16 protein-coding genes and 2 pseudogenes are annotated in these 17,149 nt (G+C 68.2%); 9 read left to right on the forward strand and 9 right to left on the reverse strand.

The window, feature by feature from the left end; translation table 11 throughout:
- Positions 1-100 precede the first annotated feature (100 nt).
- Positions 101-421: a hypothetical protein gene (locus tag ACU6WZ_RS14310; protein ID WP_447028445.1), complete on the reverse strand. Its 321-nt coding sequence runs from the start codon at positions 419-421 to the stop codon at positions 101-103.
- 279 nt (positions 422-700) lie between these two features.
- On the opposite strand from ACU6WZ_RS14310, the gene rpsF reads away from it, so the two are divergent.
- The 4 genes from rpsF to rplI all read left to right on the forward strand — a co-directional run bounded on the left by rpsF (position 701) and on the right by rplI (position 2,407).
- A complete protein-coding gene (gene rpsF / locus ACU6WZ_RS14315; RefSeq protein ID WP_006604399.1) occupies positions 701-991 on the forward strand; it encodes a 30S ribosomal protein S6 in 291 nt (96 codons plus the stop codon).
- A 74-nt stretch (positions 992-1,065) separates the two neighbouring features.
- Positions 1,066-1,662 (forward strand): single-stranded DNA-binding protein, encoded by a 597-nt coding sequence (locus tag ACU6WZ_RS14320; RefSeq protein ID WP_447028446.1) that lies wholly within the window; start codon positions 1,066-1,068, stop codon positions 1,660-1,662.
- Between the two features lie 43 nt (positions 1,663-1,705).
- Positions 1,706-1,942, forward strand: coding sequence for a 30S ribosomal protein S18 (gene rpsR / locus ACU6WZ_RS14325; protein WP_003949403.1), 237 nt, complete (start codon positions 1,706-1,708; stop codon positions 1,940-1,942).
- An 18-nt stretch (positions 1,943-1,960) separates the two neighbouring features.
- The gene (gene rplI / locus ACU6WZ_RS14330) at positions 1,961-2,407 is read left to right on the forward strand and encodes a 50S ribosomal protein L9 (protein ID WP_447028447.1); all 447 of its coding nucleotides are present in this window, start codon (positions 1,961-1,963) and stop codon (positions 2,405-2,407) included.
- A 133-nt stretch (positions 2,408-2,540) separates the two neighbouring features.
- On the opposite strand, the gene ACU6WZ_RS14335 is transcribed toward rplI, so the two are convergent.
- Complete coding sequence (locus ACU6WZ_RS14335) at positions 2,541-3,878, reverse strand: MATE family efflux transporter (RefSeq protein ID WP_447028448.1); 1,338 nt, start codon at positions 3,876-3,878, stop codon at positions 2,541-2,543.
- 456 nt (positions 3,879-4,334) lie between these two features.
- Here ACU6WZ_RS14335 and dnaB point away from each other — a divergent pair, with 456 nt between their 5' ends.
- The gene (gene dnaB, locus ACU6WZ_RS14340; protein WP_447028450.1) at positions 4,335-5,834 is read left to right on the forward strand and encodes a replicative DNA helicase; all 1,500 of its coding nucleotides are present in this window, start codon (positions 4,335-4,337) and stop codon (positions 5,832-5,834) included.
- A gap of 204 nt (positions 5,835-6,038) precedes the next feature.
- Entirely contained in the window at positions 6,039-6,629 is a 591-nt protein-coding gene (locus tag ACU6WZ_RS14345) for a TnsA-like heteromeric transposase endonuclease subunit (protein ID WP_447028451.1), read from the forward strand.
- Between the two features lie 15 nt (positions 6,630-6,644).
- Here ACU6WZ_RS14345 and ACU6WZ_RS14350 read toward each other — a convergent pair whose 3' ends face one another.
- Positions 6,645-7,916 (reverse strand): IS256 family transposase, encoded by a 1,272-nt coding sequence (locus ACU6WZ_RS14350; protein WP_447034038.1) that lies wholly within the window; start codon positions 7,914-7,916, stop codon positions 6,645-6,647.
- Between the two features lie 305 nt (positions 7,917-8,221).
- Between ACU6WZ_RS14350 and ACU6WZ_RS14355 the strand changes: the two genes are divergently transcribed.
- Positions 8,222-9,598 (forward strand): serine hydrolase domain-containing protein, encoded by a 1,377-nt coding sequence (locus tag ACU6WZ_RS14355; RefSeq protein WP_447028452.1) that lies wholly within the window; start codon positions 8,222-8,224, stop codon positions 9,596-9,598.
- Between the two features lie 130 nt (positions 9,599-9,728).
- Here ACU6WZ_RS14355 and ACU6WZ_RS14360 read toward each other — a convergent pair whose 3' ends face one another.
- From ACU6WZ_RS14360 to ACU6WZ_RS14370, 3 genes are all read right to left on the reverse strand, one after another.
- On the reverse strand, positions 9,729-10,181 hold the full coding sequence (locus ACU6WZ_RS14360; RefSeq protein ID WP_447028453.1) for a GNAT family N-acetyltransferase: 453 nt from the start codon (positions 10,179-10,181) through the stop codon (positions 9,729-9,731).
- A gap of 101 nt (positions 10,182-10,282) precedes the next feature.
- A complete protein-coding gene (locus ACU6WZ_RS14365) occupies positions 10,283-11,146 on the reverse strand; it encodes a GNAT family N-acetyltransferase (protein ID WP_447034040.1) in 864 nt (287 codons plus the stop codon).
- A gap of 25 nt (positions 11,147-11,171) precedes the next feature.
- The gene (locus ACU6WZ_RS14370; RefSeq protein WP_447028454.1) at positions 11,172-11,699 is read right to left on the reverse strand and encodes a DUF2269 domain-containing protein; all 528 of its coding nucleotides are present in this window, start codon (positions 11,697-11,699) and stop codon (positions 11,172-11,174) included.
- A gap of 77 nt (positions 11,700-11,776) precedes the next feature.
- Here ACU6WZ_RS14370 and ACU6WZ_RS14375 point away from each other — a divergent pair.
- A pseudogene (locus ACU6WZ_RS14375) lies at positions 11,777-12,396 on the forward strand (HAD family hydrolase); the annotation flags it as partial.
- Between the two features lie 424 nt (positions 12,397-12,820).
- A complete protein-coding gene (locus ACU6WZ_RS14380) occupies positions 12,821-14,545 on the forward strand; it encodes a globin domain-containing protein (protein ID WP_447028455.1) in 1,725 nt (574 codons plus the stop codon).
- Between the two features lie 26 nt (positions 14,546-14,571).
- Here the strand turns inward: ACU6WZ_RS14380 and ACU6WZ_RS14385 are convergent, their stop codons facing one another.
- From ACU6WZ_RS14385 to ACU6WZ_RS14395, 3 genes and pseudogenes are all read right to left on the reverse strand, one after another.
- Complete coding sequence (locus ACU6WZ_RS14385; protein ID WP_447028457.1) at positions 14,572-15,096, reverse strand: NUDIX domain-containing protein; 525 nt, start codon at positions 15,094-15,096, stop codon at positions 14,572-14,574.
- Between the two features lie 82 nt (positions 15,097-15,178).
- Positions 15,179-15,685: pseudogene (locus ACU6WZ_RS14390) on the reverse strand (substrate-binding domain-containing protein); the annotation flags it as partial.
- 260 nt (positions 15,686-15,945) lie between these two features.
- On the reverse strand, positions 15,946-17,148 hold the full coding sequence (locus ACU6WZ_RS14395; protein ID WP_447028458.1) for a cystathionine gamma-lyase: 1,203 nt from the start codon (positions 17,146-17,148) through the stop codon (positions 15,946-15,948).
- Position 17,149: the final 1 nt, after the last annotated feature.

The following is a 17,149-nucleotide window of genomic DNA, read 5'->3' on the forward strand; positions in this document are numbered from 1 at the left end:
AAGCCTACTGCGCCAAGGGAGCGCCCCGTCTGGGCCGGTCCTCGCATCGGACCCACCAGGGGGTGACAACCAGGGTGTGACAGGCAGTGCTGGCCCAGTGCTAGCCCAGCACGCCGCCGAACAGTCCGCCGTGCGCCATGCCGAGAAAGAAACCGACCGCTGACGCGCCCAGACCGACGATCAGCAGGAAGCGCTCCCGGGTGGTGACGGAGATGAACTGGCCGTACGCACCCGTCAGGACGCCCACCAGGCCCGCCCACGAACTCAGCAGATGCAGGCTGTGGAACATCGCCGTGACGAACGCGACCGCACCCAGCACCACCGTCACCGCGACCAGCGTGTCCTGGAGCGGATGAGGTTTGCCGTCCGTACCGAAGATCCCGATCGGAGACGGGGAGCTTCGTCGCATTGCCTGAGCCATGGGACACCTCCAGACGGAAGGCGGCGACCGTGACGCCGCACACACCCGATGTGTACTGATTGTGGCCCCTGGCAGCCGGATTTCAACCCGAAGCGGGTGAGCAGGTAGTCTGTACGGTCTGCACCGGTGTCTGCCCATGCCGCGAATCCAGCCCCTTCCTCCCGGAGATCTTCCGGAGACAGCGGCTTGTCAGTGGCGGCCGATACCGTTGCGTACGCATCACGACCCTCCTGCCACGGAACGACCGTGGCCGCTGAGTCCAAAGGAGGTGGGTTCCACATGCGTCACTACGAAGTGATGGTCATCCTCGACCCCGATCTCGAGGAGCGCGCTGTCTCCCCGTTGATCGAGAACTTCCTCTCCGTTGTCCGTGAGGGCAACGGAAAGGTCGAGAAGGTCGACACCTGGGGCCGTCGTCGTCTGTCCTACGAGATCAAGAAGAAGCCCGAGGGCATCTACTCGGTCATCGACCTGCAGGCCGAGCCTGCGGTCGTCAAGGAGCTCGACCGACAGATGAACCTGAACGAGTCGGTCCTCCGGACCAAGGTCCTCCGCCCCGAAACCCACTGAGCTCTCCAGCTCAGCGGTAATCGGGTCCGAGTAGCCACAAGCAGCCAGCAGCAATCCCGCCGAGAGGTTCACCCATGGCAGGCGAGACCGTCATCACGGTCGTCGGCAATCTCGTCGACGACCCCGAGCTGCGCTTCACCCCGTCCGGTGCGGCGGTCGCGAAGTTCCGTGTCGCGTCCACTCCCCGCATCTTCGACAAGCAGACCAATGAGTGGAAGGACGGCGAAGGCCTGTTCCTCACCTGCTCGGTCTGGCGTCAGGCGGCGGAGAACGTCGCAGAGTCGCTTACGCGAGGCATGCGCGTCGTCGTGCAGGGCCGGCTCAAGCAGCGGTCCTACGAAGACCGCGAGGGCGTCAAGCGCACGGTCTACGAGCTGGACGTCGAGGAAGTCGGCCCCAGCCTCAAGACAGCCACGGCCAAGGTCACCAAGACCACCGGTCGCGGCGGCCAGGGTGGATACGGCGGCGGCGGTGGCGGCCAGCAGGGCGGCGGCAACTGGGGCGGAACCCCCAGCGGCGGCGCTCAGCAGCAGGGCGGCGGCGCACCCGCCGACGACCCCTGGGCCAGCAGTGCACCGGCCGGCGGCGGTCAGCAGCAGGGCGGCGGCAGCTGGGGCGGAAGCTCCGGCGGTTCCGCCGGCGGCGGCTACTCGGACGAGCCCCCCTTCTAGGGCGGGCCCGTACCCCACTTCTTGATCACACAGGAGAAACACCATGGCGAAGCCGCCTGTGCGCAAGCCTAAGAAGAAGGTCTGCGCATTCTGCAAGGACAAGGTCACGTACGTGGACTACAAGGACACGAACATGCTGCGGAAGTTCATTTCCGACCGCGGCAAGATCCGTGCCCGCCGCGTGACCGGCAACTGCACGCAGCACCAGCGTGACGTCGCCACGGCAGTCAAGAACAGCCGTGAGATGGCGCTGCTGCCCTACACGTCCACCGCGCGATAAGGGAAGGGTGACCGAAAAATGAAGATCATCCTTACCCACGAGGTCTCTGGCCTCGGCACGGCCGGCGACGTCGTCGACGTCAAGGACGGCTACGCTCGCAACTACCTGGTCCCGCGTGGTTTCGCGATCCGCTGGACCAAGGGTGGCGAGAAGGACGTGGCGCAGATCCGCCGCGCCCGCAAGATCCACGAGATCGCCACCATCGAGCAGGCCAACGAGATCAAGGCCAAGCTCGAAGGCGTGAAGGTGCGCCTGGCCGTTCGCTCCGGCGACGCCGGCCGCCTCTTCGGCTCCGTCACCCCTGCCGACGTCGCTACGGCGATCAAGGCCGCCGGTGGCCCCGAGGTCGACAAGCGCCGCGTCGAGCTGGGCGCCCCGATCAAGACCCTTGGTGCGCACCAGGTCTCCGTGCGTCTGCACGCCGAGGTCGCCGCGAACCTGGGCGTCGAGGTCGTCGCCGCCTAAGCGCTGCACAGCGCTGAGCAGTCAGCAGCATGTAGGGCCGCACCCCACCGGGTGCGGCCCTACATGCGTTCGGGCCTGGGTTTTCACGTGCTGGGTTTCACGTGTTGGGTTTCACGTGAAACATCGAGGCGGTTCAGCGAGTGGCGCCCGTGACGATCCAGCGCCCCGAGCGGGCACGCAGCCACAGCGTCGCCATCCGCACCGCCATCATCAGTGTCATCGCCCACCACAGAGCGGTCAGTCCGCCGCCGAAGATCGGCACCAGCACCGCCACCGGAGCGAACACCACCAGGGTTGCCAGCATGGCCCAGGCCAGATAAGGCCCGTCGCCCGCACCCATCAACACCCCGTCCAGCACGAAAACGATCCCGGAAATCGGCTGGCAGACCGCCACCACCAACAGCGCGGGCAATAGGGCGCCCTGCACCGCCGGATCGCCCGAGAACAGCGGAATGAGCCACACCCGCGACACCGCGACCAGCACCCCGAGCACCACGCCGGACACGATGCCCCACTGCACCATCCGCCGGCTCGCTTCCTGTGCGCCCTTGGCGTCACCCGCCCCCAGATAGCGCCCGATGATCGCCTGACCGGCGATGGCGATGGCGTCGAGGGCGAAAGCCAGCAGACTCCACAGAGACAGAAGGATCTGGTGCGCCGCGACATCCGCGTCGCCGAGACGCGCGGCCACCGCCGTAGCGATCAGCAGTACAGCCCGCAGCGAGAGAGTGCGAACGAGTAGGGGTGCGCCTGCCTGCGCGCAGGCACGCATCCCCGAAGCGTCGGGGCGCAGCGACGCACCGTGCTTCCTGGCGCCCCGTACGACCACCACGAGGTAGGCGGCGGCCATCGCGCACTGGGCGATCACTGTGCCCCAGGCGGATCCGGCGATGCCGAGCCCTGCGCCGTACACCAGGCCCACGTTCAATGCCGCGTTCGCGGCGAATCCGCCGATGGCGACGTAGAGCGGTGTCCTGGTGTCCTGGAGTCCGCGCAGGACGCCGGTGGCCGCGAGGACGACGAGCATCGCCGGGATGCCGAGGCTGGAGATCCGCAGGTAGGTGATGGCGTAGGGCGCCGCCGTGTCGGAGGCGCCGAACGCCTCGACGAGCCAGGGAGCGGCGGGCAAGACGGCTGCGATCACGGCCGCGCCGAGGAGCAGGGCGAGCCAGATGCCATCCATGCCCTGGCGGATGGCGGACGCGAGGTCACCGGCGCCCACCCGGCGGGAGACAGCCGCAGTGGTGGCGTAGGCAAGGAAGACGAAGACGCTCACAGCCGTCATCAGGAGCGGTGCGGCTACGCCGAGTCCGGCCAACTGCGGGGTGCCGAGATGCCCGACGACGGCACTGTCGACCATCACGAAGAGAGGCTCGGCGACCAGGGCCCCGAACGCGGGCAGGGCGAGCGCGACGATCTCCCGGTCGTGTCGGCGTCGGCTGGTCTTCGCTGCCGTGGGGGCCTGTGTCATGGGGACAATCTAATCTTCCACAGGTAAGAGATGCAAGGCACTTATGACCCTTACCATGGAGGGCTGTCAGGGCTCACATGTGGGCCGTCCGTCCTGATCATGAGGCAGCGGCAAATGTTTTTCTCCCCCACAGCCGGTGGACGAAGAAAGTGCAGGTCAGGTGGTTGAAGGAGGGGGTCCTATGATTTTGTCCACAGCACTGTCCCCCGCTCCGTGCACAGGATCGGTGGAGTTCTCCACAGCAACTGGTCTTTCGTCCACACGGCCTGTGGATAACCAGATTGGCTGAAGGTGCCCGCGGGCCTACCGTGGTGCGGCGCCCGCTTTCCGTTTCGGCTCCGAACCACTCGAACCTGACGCGCCGGAACCGGAGTCGGGCGTCTCATTTGTCAGAGCCGTGCCGTAAGAAAGAGTGGCACAGCGAGGTCCGCGATGCGGACGGGAGGAGGTGGCCCGGTGAGCATTTCCGAGCCATTGGACGACCCCTGGGCCGACAGCGGTCCAGGTGACCGTCTGCCTTCCCGTCGGCGCGCCGGCGAAGGTCGCGGCGGAGGCGGCGAGCGTCGTGGTGGCCGCGAGGAACAGCACGACCGTGGTGGCGAGGGTGGTGGCTGGGAGGGGGGCTCACCGGCCTTCGAGCGGGTGCCGCCGCAGGACATGGACGCCGAGCAGTCCGTTCTCGGCGGAATGCTGCTGTCGAAGGACGCCATCGCCGACGTGGTGGAGGTCCTCAAAGGGCACGATTTCTACCGTCCCGCGCACGAGACGATCTACACCGCGATCCTCGACCTGTACGCCAAGGGTGAGCCCGCCGACCCCATCACCGTCGGTGCCGAGCTCACCAAGCGGGGTGAGATCACCAAGGTCGGCGGCGCTTCCTATCTGCACACCCTTGTGCAGACCGTGCCGACCGCGGCCAACGCGGAGTACTACGCGGAGATCGTCCACGAGCGGGCGGTGCTGCGCCGGCTCGTCGAGGCGGGCACGAAGATCACTCAGATGGGATACGCGGCCGACGGGGACGTCGACGACATCGTCAACTCTGCGCAGGCCGAGATCTACGCCGTCACCGAGCAGCGCACGAGCGAGGATTACCTTCCGCTCGGCGACATCATGGAGGGCGCCCTCGACGAGATCGAGGCGATCGGGTCCCGTACGGGTGAGATGACGGGTGTGCCGACGGGTTTCGCCGACTTCGATTCGCTGACCAACGGTCTCCATCCCGGACAGATGATCGTCATCGCCGCCCGTCCCGCTATGGGCAAGTCGACGCTGGCGCTGGACTTCGCGCGGGCCTGCTCGATCAAGAACAACCTGCCCAGCGTGATTTTTTCGCTCGAAATGGGCCGCAACGAGATCGCGATGCGTCTGCTGTCGGCGGAGGCGCGCGTCGCGCTGCACCACATGCGGTCCGGGACGCTGACGGATGAGGACTGGACGCGGCTGGCACGGCGGATGCCGGACGTCTCGCAGGCGCCGCTGTACATCGACGATTCGCCGAACCTGTCGATGATGGAGATCCGCGCGAAGTGCCGTCGGCTCAAGCAGCGCAGTGATCTGAAGCTGGTGATCATCGACTATCTGCAGCTGATGCAGTCGGGTGGTTCGAAGCGGGCGGAGAGTCGGCAGCAAGAGGTCTCGGACATGTCGCGAAATCTCAAGCTGCTGGCGAAGGAGTTGGAACTGCCGGTCATCGCGCTGTCGCAGCTGAACCGTGGGCCGGAGCAGCGTACGGACAAGAAGCCGATGGTGTCCGACCTGCGTGAGTCCGGGTCGATCGAGCAGGACGCGGACATGGTCATCCTGCTGCACCGTGAGGACGCCTACGAGAAGGAGTCCCCGCGCGCGGGTGAGGCGGACCTGATGGTGGCCAAGCACCGTAACGGGCCTACGGCGACGATCACGGTGGCGTTCCAGGGGCACTATTCGCGCTTCGTGGACATGGCGCAGACGTGATCCCGCGCGATGTTGTAGGGTCTCAAATTTCGTGGCCAAATCTCAGGACCGATGGCCAAGCGATGGCAGATTGGCCACAGTTCTGAGACTGGCAGGTCAGGCCGCTCACTCGTTTGGGCGATCCGCGACCTGACCCGAACCGCTTATGAACGGATGCTGGCACCTTGGCTTTACGGGCAATCGCTCGGAGGCTGGGGGTGCACGATGAGCCGTACCGATACGACTGTGAGCGTTCGTCGCCGAGGTGGCGAAGCCGTCGAGGACCGATCTTGGGATGCCGTATCTGCCGACTTCCTACAGTCGGCTGTGCCTTGGCGAACGTTCCGTTGGTACAAGGGGCAGAGGCACTACTCCGGTACCTACTGGTCCGCGACGATGCGCGACCACGTGATCTATGAGTCACGCCTTGAACTGACGCGACTGCTCTTCGCCGACTTTGACCCCGCCGTGCGGTACATCGGGGCTCAGCCTTTCTTGCTGAAGGCCGAGCTGGAGGGGAGAGCCTGCAAGCACATCCCGGACTACCTACTGGTCACCGAGCAGGGCCCTGTGGTCGTGGACGTCAAGCCGTTCCGCCGGTTGTCCAAGTCCGAAGTCGCTTTCACCTTCGGCTGGACTCGACGCGTGGTGGAGGCGCGGGGATGGCAGTACGAGGTCTGGAGTGAGCCGCCGGAGGTGGAGTTGGAGAACATTCGGTTCCTGGCGGGCTACCGCAGGGACTGGCTGTTCAGCCTGGAGCTCTTGGACGAGATCCAGGGTGCCGGGCCAGGCGGGTCTGTCCAGTCAAAGGTGTAACTGGGTTTGGTGTGGCTAGAGTTGACCTGCAGTGAGGCGGCCGTCGAAGGCAATGTCGAAGGCGTTCATCGCACCCTTCCAGCGCATAGTCCAGCGTTTGCGGCCGGCGCCGGTGGGGTCGAGGCTCATGACGGCCATGTAGACGCATTTGAGGGCGGCCTGCTCCGTGGGGAAGTGCCCGCGGGAGCGGACGGCCTTGCGGATGCGGGCGTTGACGCTCTCGATGCTGTTGGTCGTGCACACAATGCGACGTATTTCCGCATCAAACTGGAGGAAAGGCGTGGACTCTGCCCAACTCGACTCCCAGAGACGGACGATCGCCGGATACTTCTTCCCCCAGACCTCGGCGAACTCCAGGAACTGCGTCGTGGCCGCGTCCTCGCTCGGCGCGGTATAGACCGGCTTCAACGCCTTCGCGATTTTGTCCCAGTCCTGGCGGGCCGCGTACCTGAACGACGCCCGCAAGAGGTGAACCACACACGTTTGCACAACGGTACGGGGCCAGACTTCGCCGACCGCGTTGGGCAGCCCCTTCAGTCCGTCGCAGACCAGCATGAGGACGTCTTCGACGCCTCTGTTCTTCAGTTCCGACAGCACCCGCAGCCAGTGTTTCGCGCCTTCGCCGCCGTCGCCGGCCCACAGCCCGAGGATGTCCCGGTGCCCTTCGGCAGTGACCGCCAGAGCCACGTAGATCGGCCTGTTCGCTACTTGGCCATCGCGAATCTTCACGTTGATAGCGTCAATGAAGACGACGGGGTAGACACGGTCAAGCGGCCTGTTCTGCCATTCCGCCATGCCGTCCATCACCTTGTCGGTGATCGTGGTGATGGTCGTCTTGGACACGTTGGCGCCGTAGACCTCGGCCAGGTGCGCGGAGATCTCCCCGTGTGTGAGGCCCTTCGCGGACAGCGAGAGCACCATCTCGTCGACGCCGGTCAGCCGGCGCTGCCGCTTCTTGACGATGGCCGACTCGAAGGACCCCTCGCGGTCGCGGGGAACGTCGATCTCGACCGGGCCGATGTCGGTCAGCACGGTCTTGGAACGGGTGCCATTGCGGCTGTTGCCACCGTCCTTGCCCGCCGGGTCGTGCTTGTCGTAGCCGAGATGGTCGGTGATCTCGCCCTCCAGGGCGGACTCCAGAACCGTCTTGGTCAACTGCTGCAGCAGCCCGCCCTCGCCAGTCAGCCGCAGCCCCTTGCTCCGGGCCTGCTCGACGAGCTGGTCAATGAGCTTCTGCTCGACCGTCGGGGTCTCCAACGACGGCTCCGCCTGGTCGCCGGCGGCCACACACTCGGTCACGGTGTCAGTCACTTGATGTCTCTTCCTTGATCATCAATTACACCGGAGACCGTACAGACCCCCACCTGACAGAGAAGCTGAGACCCTACATGACGTAAAACGGCACACACCACCATGAAATGACCGACCGGATCACCGACTACTGGGACGAGGTGTTCACCTCGGACGGGTTTGTCGGGCACGCCGCGCTCGAAGCACGTGAAATCGCGGGTCACAGAATCTGGTGCTGAGTCAGGTTTGGGAAACCTGCGAATGCGGTCGACGGGGCTGGGCCGTGCAGGTAGGTGTTGACCATGACTTCACCGCTTGAAGAGCTGCTTCCCAGTACGCGACGTGCCTTGCTGCACCGTGTTGCCGTCGCACAGACCGAGGGGCGCGCGCCGTCGTGCGTCGCCGCGGTGCTGCGTGAGGGACGGACGGTTTGGACGGGGTCCCGTACCTCGGTCGAGGGGCACGCGCCGGACGGGGACACGCAGTACCGGATCGGTTCGATCACCAAGACGTTCACTGCCGTACTGGTGTTGCGGCTGCGCGACGAGGGCCTGTTGGATCTGAGTGATCCGCTGGAGAAGCACCTATCGGGCACCGGGGTGGGCGAGGTGACCATTGCTCAGTTGCTCAGCCATACCGCTGGACTGGCGGCGGAGACGCCGGGGCCGTGGTGGGAGCGGACCGCGGGGACGCTCCGGCCCGACCTGGCCGATGTGCTGGGTGACGGGGCCCGGATGCATCCGGCCGGCCGGGTGTTCCACTACTCCAACCCTGGCTACACCGTGCTCGGCCGGCTCATTGAGGCGGTGCGCGGAGAGGCCTGGGCGGAGGTGTTGCGGCGCGAGCTTCTGGAGCCGCTGGGCATGCGCCGTACGAGTACCCAGCCGTTGGCTCCGCACGCGGGTGGTTGGGCGGTGCATCCGTGGGCCGATGTGTTGCTGCCCGAACCGGCTGTGGACTTGGGCCTGATGGCTCCGGCCGGGCAGCTCTGGTCGACGGCGGCAGACCTCTGCCGGTTCGCCGCCTTTCTTGCCGCAGGCGACGAGCGGGTGCTGAGCGCCGGTTCGGTGCGGGAAATGCGGGTGCCGTCGGCCCCCGCCGGCCCTGGTGATGCGGCGGGTGGATACGGGCTGGGGCTGCAAGTCGTCGAGCATGAGGGCCGCACCTTGGTGGGGCACACGGGCTCGCTGCCGGGGTTTGTCGCGGGACTGTGGGTGAGTGTGGTGGACGGCGTGGCGGCGGTCGCGCTGGCCAACGCCACGTCAGGGCTGCCGGCGGCGTCGGTAGCCGCCGATCTGATTCGCATCGTGGCCGAGGCGGAGCCGCGCATCCCGGACGCCTGGCGGCCGCTGCCCGAGGTCGACCAGGAGCTGCTCGCACTGACGGGGCCCTGGTTCTGGGGCACGTATGCGTACGCTCTGACGCTTGTCGCGGACCGAGGCCTGGAGCTGGAGCCGCTACGGGGCAACGGCCGACGTTCGCGCTTCGCCGCCCGGCAGGACGGCAGTTGGAAGGGCCTTAATGGCTACTACGCGGGGGAGACGCTCCGCGTGGTGCGTCGGGAGGACGGCGCGGTGAGCCATCTGGACGTGGGGTCGTTCGTTTTCACGCGCGAGCCGTACGAGCCGGGGCGGGCGGTGCCGGGGGGTGTTGACCCCGAGGGGTGGCGGGCGTTGTGACGTTTCACGTGAAACCCGACAGGGTCGCGCTGGGGCGCCGGTAGGGCTGCGCGGGGTTACGTGCACCCTGTCCCGGAGCAGTGACAGCGCCTTGACCTCGTCGAGCACGAATCGGACAAGGAAACGGTCTTCAGATACTCATCTTGAACCCAACATGCGAGGCCTCGAAGCCGAGCCGCTCGTAGAAGCGGTGGGTGTCGGTGCGGGTGGTGTCCGAGGTCAACTGGACCAGCCGGCAGTTCTGACGTCGGGATTCGTCGACGGCCCACTCGATGAGCTGGGTGCCGAGGCCGCTGCCACGCTCATCGGCGTGGATGCGTACGCCCTCGATGACGGAGCGGGTGGCGCCGCGCCGGGAAAGGCCGGGGATGAGAGTGAGCTGGAGGGTGCCGACGACCTGGCCGTTGCGTACGGCGACGACCACGTGCTGATTCGGGTCGTCGGCGAGCCGGCCGAGGGCCGTGGTGTACGGGGCTAGGTCGTCCGGAGATTCGCGTTGGGCGCCGAGCGGATCGTCGGCGAGCATCGCCACGATGGCCGGAAGGTCGTCGGCGGCTGCTGGGCGTATTTCGAGGTCGCTCATGGAGCGAAGATTACGGGCGCTTTGATCAGCCGGGTGGTCACCGGGTCGGCGCGTGAGGCGGCCGCTGCCCCTGTAGGCGTCCGACGGTGAAGGCAGGGGCCTCAGCCCGTCGCGACCGTCAGAGGGGCGAAGCGGCGGGTCCAGTCGCCGGGCAGCGGCGCTGCCTTGTACGTCATCACATCGTTGAAGGCGACAGGCTCCAGGCCGTGCTTCTTCACCCAGGTCAGCAGCTCTTCGTGGCGTACGTCGATGTCGGTGCGCAGCGCGTGGTCCGTCCCGGCGGCGAGGGAGGCGATCAGGGCCTTGGCGGTTTCGGTGTCCTTGGCGATCAGTGGGCCCACGACGTGAGTCTGGCCATGGGGCCAGGCGGCGGCGTACCCGGCGATGCCGTGCTCGTCCTGCGCGATCCGGAGCTGGTCGGCGAACGCGGGGAGCCTGGTGAGCATGTGGGTGCGGTCCAGGCCGAAGACCTCGACGTCCAGGCGCAGGATGGCAGGCAGGTCGTTGGCGGTGGCGGGGCGGGTTGCGGGGCCGGGCGGTGGGACGTGGGGGCGGAAGTGGCCTTGGACCGTCTCGACGCGCCCAGTCACCGCGAAGCCGAGTTGTTCGTAGAGAGGGCGGCCGGCTGGGGTGGCGTACAGGGCGAGCGGGGTGTTGCCGGCCCCATTGATGAGGTACTGCATCAGGCGGCGGCCGACGCCCTGTCGTGCGTGGCGTTCCGCGACGAGGACCATCCCGATCGCCGCGAGACCGCGAGGCTCGGACGCGTCGTCGGGTGAGTGGGAGCCGTAGGTCGTGACGACGCTTGCGGCGGCGAGTTCCTTTCCGCATGGTGCGTCGATGCCGTGACCTGTGCCGGCGGCCAGCAGGAGCGCCCACCTGTGCTCCTGGCGGGACCAGCCTCTTGCCTCTGACAGGTCGGCGCAGGCGGTGAGATCGTTCGGCGTCAGGCGGCGGATCGGCAGTTCGGCGAGGGGGTCGGCATGAGGGTCAGGCTGGCTGACGCACGGATCGTGCGTCCACTGCTTTACGCGCTGAGTCGGCGGCGCGCAGGCGCTTTCCGCGGCGGGTGAGTCCCCAGGGCTTGAGTACGGAGATCGCGGTCATGAAGAGGTAGGCGCTGGAGGCGACGACGGGGGCGGCGACCAGGCTGCTGTCGGGGATGCCCAGGGCTGCGGCGGCGCTGATTTCCGGGCGCAGCGCGAAGATCGTCCCTGCTGCGGTGATCAGGGTCAGCCAGAACTTCACCCAGACCCACCAGTGGCGTGCCAGACCCCAGGACGTTCCGAGGGACAGCGCGAGTCCGGAGACGAGCGATAGCAGCGCGGCCGGGGCGAGAAGCCAGTCGCTGAAAATGTTCATGGAGGTGTACGCGGCCTGCGTGAGGGCTGGGGAGCCGGCCGTGTAGGCGGTGAGTCCGAGGGCGAGGAGGCCGACCGTGAGGCCGAGCCAGCCCGCGGAGGCCGCTACGTGCGTCACGAGGAGGGCCCGGCGGGCGGGGCGGGAGAGTGGTTTCACGTGAAACACGGTGCCTGGTGAGGGGCCGGTCCGGCGTCCGGCAGGGGGAGTAACCACGCGTACTAGCCTCGGCGTACATGACGAGACTTCACCTCTTTGACCTCGACGGGACACTGATGCGGGGCTCCGCGGCGGCTGTGGAGATCTCCCGGCAGCTGGGTGTGGATGCCGAGATCGCTGAGCTGGAGCGTGGGTTCCTGCTGCGGGGCCTGGCGCCGGACGAGTTCGCGGTGCGGGCCAGGGAGCTGTGGGCTCATCTCACCGAGGCGCAGGTGGCAGCGGCGTTCGAGGAGGCGCCGTGGCTGTCGGGTATCGAGGAGGTGTGGGCGGACATCCGCGCACGCGGTGAGTACTGCGCGGTTGTTTCGCTGTCGCCGGACTTTTTCGTGAAGCGTCTTCTGGCCTGGGGGCGCATGCCGCTCACGGTTCGCGGTGGCCGGCTGTGCCGTTCACCGCTCCGGTGGAGCGGGCGGGTATTTTGACTGCGGCCGCCAAAGTGAAGATCGCGGACAGGCTTTGTGAAGAGTTCGGAGTGCTTCGGGATGACTGCGTCGCTTACGGGGATTCGATGTCGGACGCCGCGATCTTCGCGGCCGTGCCGCTCTCTGTGGCCATCAACGCAGATCACCACGTGTCCGGCCTGGCCGTGCACGCATACGACGGCGGGGACTTGTGTGAGGCGTACGAACTGGTGCAGCCCGGGTTTCAGATCCGCAATGGCCGCAGAGCGGGCGGGACCGCGGGGGGTGGTCAAGCAACCGAGGGGGCTTGTGTGCCCCGCTACCGTCAGTAGGGTCGACTCCGCTTTGCTCCCGTGAGCTTCCCGGGCCTTCCCGGCCCAAGGCATGGGGAGATGCAGCCTAATCACAAACGGGGTTCGGATGGTCGGGCTTCCTGGTCTTTGTCCGATGCGGGAGCCGTGACTGGCATGCTGCGTCGACGGGAACTGCGGACAATGTCACATCTTTGTCTTGCCCACCCTAAATAGGTTCAGCTGCGTGGTTAGTGTGGGCGGCCGACAGACCTGAAGCACGAGACCTGAGGCAGAGCGGGGAATTGCAAGCACGTTCCGTTCCGGATGTGCAGAGACGGACCGAAAGATGCTCGAGGCGAGGCAGAGAATGGACGCTCCGACCACTATGTCGGCCGACAACGGCATTTCCGGCGAGGACGACGGCGGATGGTTCAAGCCGCGCAGGAAGCCGGACGCCGGGCCGCAACAGCCCGGCTCCCGGGCCGAGCCCGGCCAGGCCCGCATACCCGAAACCGCCCGTCCCGGCCGTCCGGTTTCTGCGATACGTCCGGTGGGCACCGGCGCGTCGCGGCCACCACACCCCGGGCCGGTGCCGGCCTCCGGAGCCGGCCCGGACGAGGGGCCGTCAGCGGCGCGGGGCGCCACAACCGGCGCCCACGAGCGCGCCCATTCCGCCGAGGCTCCGGGCGAGCCCGACGCGCCTACGGCACACGAAAGCGGCGCCGCACACGAAAGCGGCGCCGCACACGAAAGCGGCGCCGCACACGAAAGCGGCGCCGCACACGAAAGCGGCGCCGCACACGAAAGCGGCGCCGCACACGAAAGCAGCGCCGCACACGAAAGCAGCGCCGCACACGAAAGCAGCGCCGCACAGGAACCCCGCGCTGCCGCCACCGAAGCCCCGGCACCGTCGGCCGGCCCGGCCGCGGACACCGGCGCACCGGCGAGCACCCTCCGGGTCGCCACCTCCGGCCCCGCCGCTCAGTCCCCGGACGCGGCTCTCATCCGCCGTACCCTCGCCGAGGTCGGACCCGTGGCCGGGCAGGTCACGTCGTACTTCTACGCCCTGCTCTTCGTCCGCCACCCCGGCCTGCGCGCGCTCTTCCCCGCTGCCATGGACACCCAGCGCGACCGTCTCCTGAAGGCGCTGCTGACGGCGGCCGAGCACATCGACAATGCTCCGGTGCTCACCGAGTACCTGCGCAATCTGGGCCGCGGCCACCGGAAGTACGGCACCCAGCCCGCCCACTACCCGGCCGTCGGGGAGGCCCTGCTGGGTTCGCTGGCCCGTTTCGCGGCGACCACCTGGGACGAGGAGTCCGAGGCCGCCTGGATCCGCACGTACACCGCGATCTCCCAGATCATGATTGACGCCGCCACCGAGAACGAACTTCAGGCCCCCGCCTGGTGGCACGCGGAGGTCGTATCGCACGACCTCCGCACCCCCGACATCGCGGTCATCACCCTGCGCCCCGACCAGCCCTATCCGTTCCTCGCCGGCCAGTACACCAGTCTGGAAACCCCCTGGTGGCCGCGGATCTGGCGGCACTACTCCTTCGCGGCGGCCCCCCGCCCCGACGGCCTGCTGTCGCTGCACGTCAAGGCGGTCCCGGCCGGTTGGGTCTCCAATGCGCTGGTCCACCGTGCCCGCCCCGGCGACGTCGTGCGCCTCGGCCCCCCAGCCGGCTCGATGACCGTCGACCACACCACCGACAACGGTCTGCTGTGCCTCGGCGGTGGCACCGGCATCGCGCCCATCAAGGCGCTCGTCGAAGACGTGGCCGAGCACGGCAGGCGACGCCTTGTCGATGTCTTCTACGGCGCGCGCAGCGATTTCGACCTGTACGACATCGACACCATGCTGCGCCTGGAGCAGTCCCACCCCTGGCTGCAGGTCCGCCCGGTGGTCGACAACCGGGCGCAGTTCCCCGACGCGGTGGCGGAGTTCGGCCCGTGGAACTCCTACGACGCCTATCTCTCCGGGCCGCCCGGCATGATCCGCAGCGGCGTCGACGCCCTCAGGAACCTGGGCATTCCGGGGAGCCGCATCCGTCACGACTCCGTCGAGGAGCTGGTCGCCGCGGGCGACTGAGCGCGACCGGGGCCCGGTCCTCCCGTTCAGCCCAGGTCGGGCGCATGCATGGCCCGTACGCCCTCGATGTTGCCGTCGAGGTAGTGGCGCAGTGACAGCGGTACGAGGTGGACCGCCGCGATCCCGACGCGGCTGAACGGCACCCGTACGATCTCGTACTCGCCGCACGGATCGTCGACTTCGGGGCCGTGCCGACGGGCCGGGTCCATGGACTCCAGGCGGCACACGAAGAAGTGCTGCACCTTGACGCCCGTCACCCCGCCGTCGGCGATGTGCTCGACGGTGTCGACGAAGCAGGGCACCACGTCGGTGATCTTCGCGCCGAGTTCCTCGTCGACCTCGCGGTGCAGGGCGTCGACGACCGTGCTGTCCTCGGGTTCGACGCCGCCGCCCGGTGTGAGCCAGTACGGATCGACTCCGGGCTTGGTGCGCTTGATGAGGATGAGGTCTCCGTCGTCGAGCAGGATGGCGCGTGCCGTGCGCTTGACCACGGGCCTCGGGGGTGCGGGCGGCGGGGGGGTGGTCCCGCCGGAAAAAGAGGTGCCGCTCATGGCAATACAGTGGCCCGCCCCGCCCGTTCTGAAACTCCCGCACCGTGGTTGTGCGCGTGTGAGCCGCTGGGGGCTCCGGCACTCAGCACCAGTCGGTGGCGGAGCGCAGCAGCCACTCCTGCGCCCGCGCGATGTGCGGCAGTGCGAGCGTGCCGGTCCGTACGGCCAGGAAGTAGGTCCGCAGCGGTGGCACCGGCGGGTCGTGGAGCACGACGACCTCTCCTCGCTCCAGTGCCTCCTCGCACAGATACCGCGGGAGTACGGCGAGACCCGCGTCGGCGGCGGTGGCGTGGAGCACCGCCCGCAGATCGGGTGCGACGGCGGCGGCGGCCGGTGCGGGCAGTGCGTCGAAGACGGTGGTCCAGTACCGGCTCCCCAGCGGCAGCGACTCGTGGACCTCCACCACCGGCAGCTGCTCCAGCGCCTGCGGTCCTTCGCGGCGCAGCAGTCCGGGGCCGATACGGCCGGCCCAGCGCGGTGCGGCGACCAGGACGTGCTCTTCGTCGCAGAGCGCGGTCCCGGTGAGCACGGGGGCGCGCGGTCGTTCGGTGGAGACGGTCAGGTCGTGGTGCCCGGCGGCGAGGCGTTCGTCGCCGACGCCGGCGGGGGTGACGCCGCGAGCAGGGCCAGATCCATGGCGGCTCTCCCCTCCCGGCAGGGTTTCCGGCCGGTCACGAACTATGAATATGTCGAAAGGGCGCTGTCGATAATGTGATTGGACACTGACGCTAATCAACTAGCCTTGCTTGCGCGGTTCTTCGCGCGTGGAAGTGGAACCGGGATGGTCCGAGCCATGAGGGGGGAGGCTCGGACCGTCCGCCGTCTCGACCGACGCCCGTAAAGCCTGCCTCACACGGGTGCGCCGGGTGCGCGGGGTGCCTGGGCTGCCTCAGCTGCCTCGGCTGCCTCATCAAGGGACCGCAGTACGTCCGCCACCAGGTCGGCGGGGTCCTCGGCGCCGACGGAGAAGCGCACGAAGCCTTCCGGTACCGCGTCGCCGCCCCAGCGGCCGCGCCGCTCCGCGGTGGACCGTACGCCGCCGAAGCTGGTCGCGTCGTCGGCCAGCCGCAGTGCGCCCAGGAAGCGTTCCGCGTGCGCGCGGTCGGGCAGGGTGAAGGAGACGACGCAGCCGAAGCGGCGCATCTGCCGCGAGGCGACGGCGTGTGACGGGTCTCCGGGGAGCCCGGGGTGGCGCAGTCCATGGACGGTGGGGTGCTGCCGCAGGGCTTCGGCGAGGGCCAGGGCGTTGGCTCCCTGCTTGTCGGCGCGCAGCTGCAGCGTGGCCAGCGAGCGGTGGGCGAGCCAGGCCTCCATCGGTCCCGGGATGGCGCCGACGACCTTGCGCCAGCGGCGGACCCGGGCCGCGAGTGACGCGTCGCGGCAGGTCACATAGCCGAGCAGGACGTCCCCGTGGCCGGTGAGACCCTTGGTGCCGCTGGCGACGGAGAAGTCCGCGCCGAGCTCGAGGGGGCGCTGTCCGAGTGGGGTGGCGAGGGTGTTGTCGACGGCGACCAGTGCGCCCGCCGTGTGGGCCGCGTCCGCGAGCCGGCGGATGTCGCACACATCGAGCCCCGGGTTGGAGGGTGATTCGATCCACAGCAGCCGGGCCCCGTCGAGCTCGGCGAGCTGTGCGTCGCCGCCGGTGGGGGCGGTGCGCACCCGTACGTCGTACGCCGCCAGCTGTTCGCGTACCAGGGCGAGTGCCTGGTAGCCGTCGTCGGGCAGCACCACTGTGTCGCCGGCCCGGGTCTGGGAGAGGAGCACGGCGGAAACGGCGGCCATGCCGGAGGCGAAGACGACGGTTTCGATGCCGCTCTCCCCCGGTGCCTCCAGTTCGCCGATCGCCCGCTCCAGGTGGGTCCAGGTGGGGTTTTCGTCGCGTCCGTAGGTGTACGGGCCGGTCGGTTCGCCCGGCAGGTGGTAGTGGGCGGCGAAGACCGGTCCCGGGAGGGTCGGCTCGTACGCGACGGGTTCCGGCAGCCCGGCCCGTACCGCACGGGTGCCGTCTCCGATGCCGGCGGTGGTGGCCGGGCGGTTGTCCGTGGTGGCCATG

Source organism: Streptomyces hypolithicus (assembly GCF_052934925.1).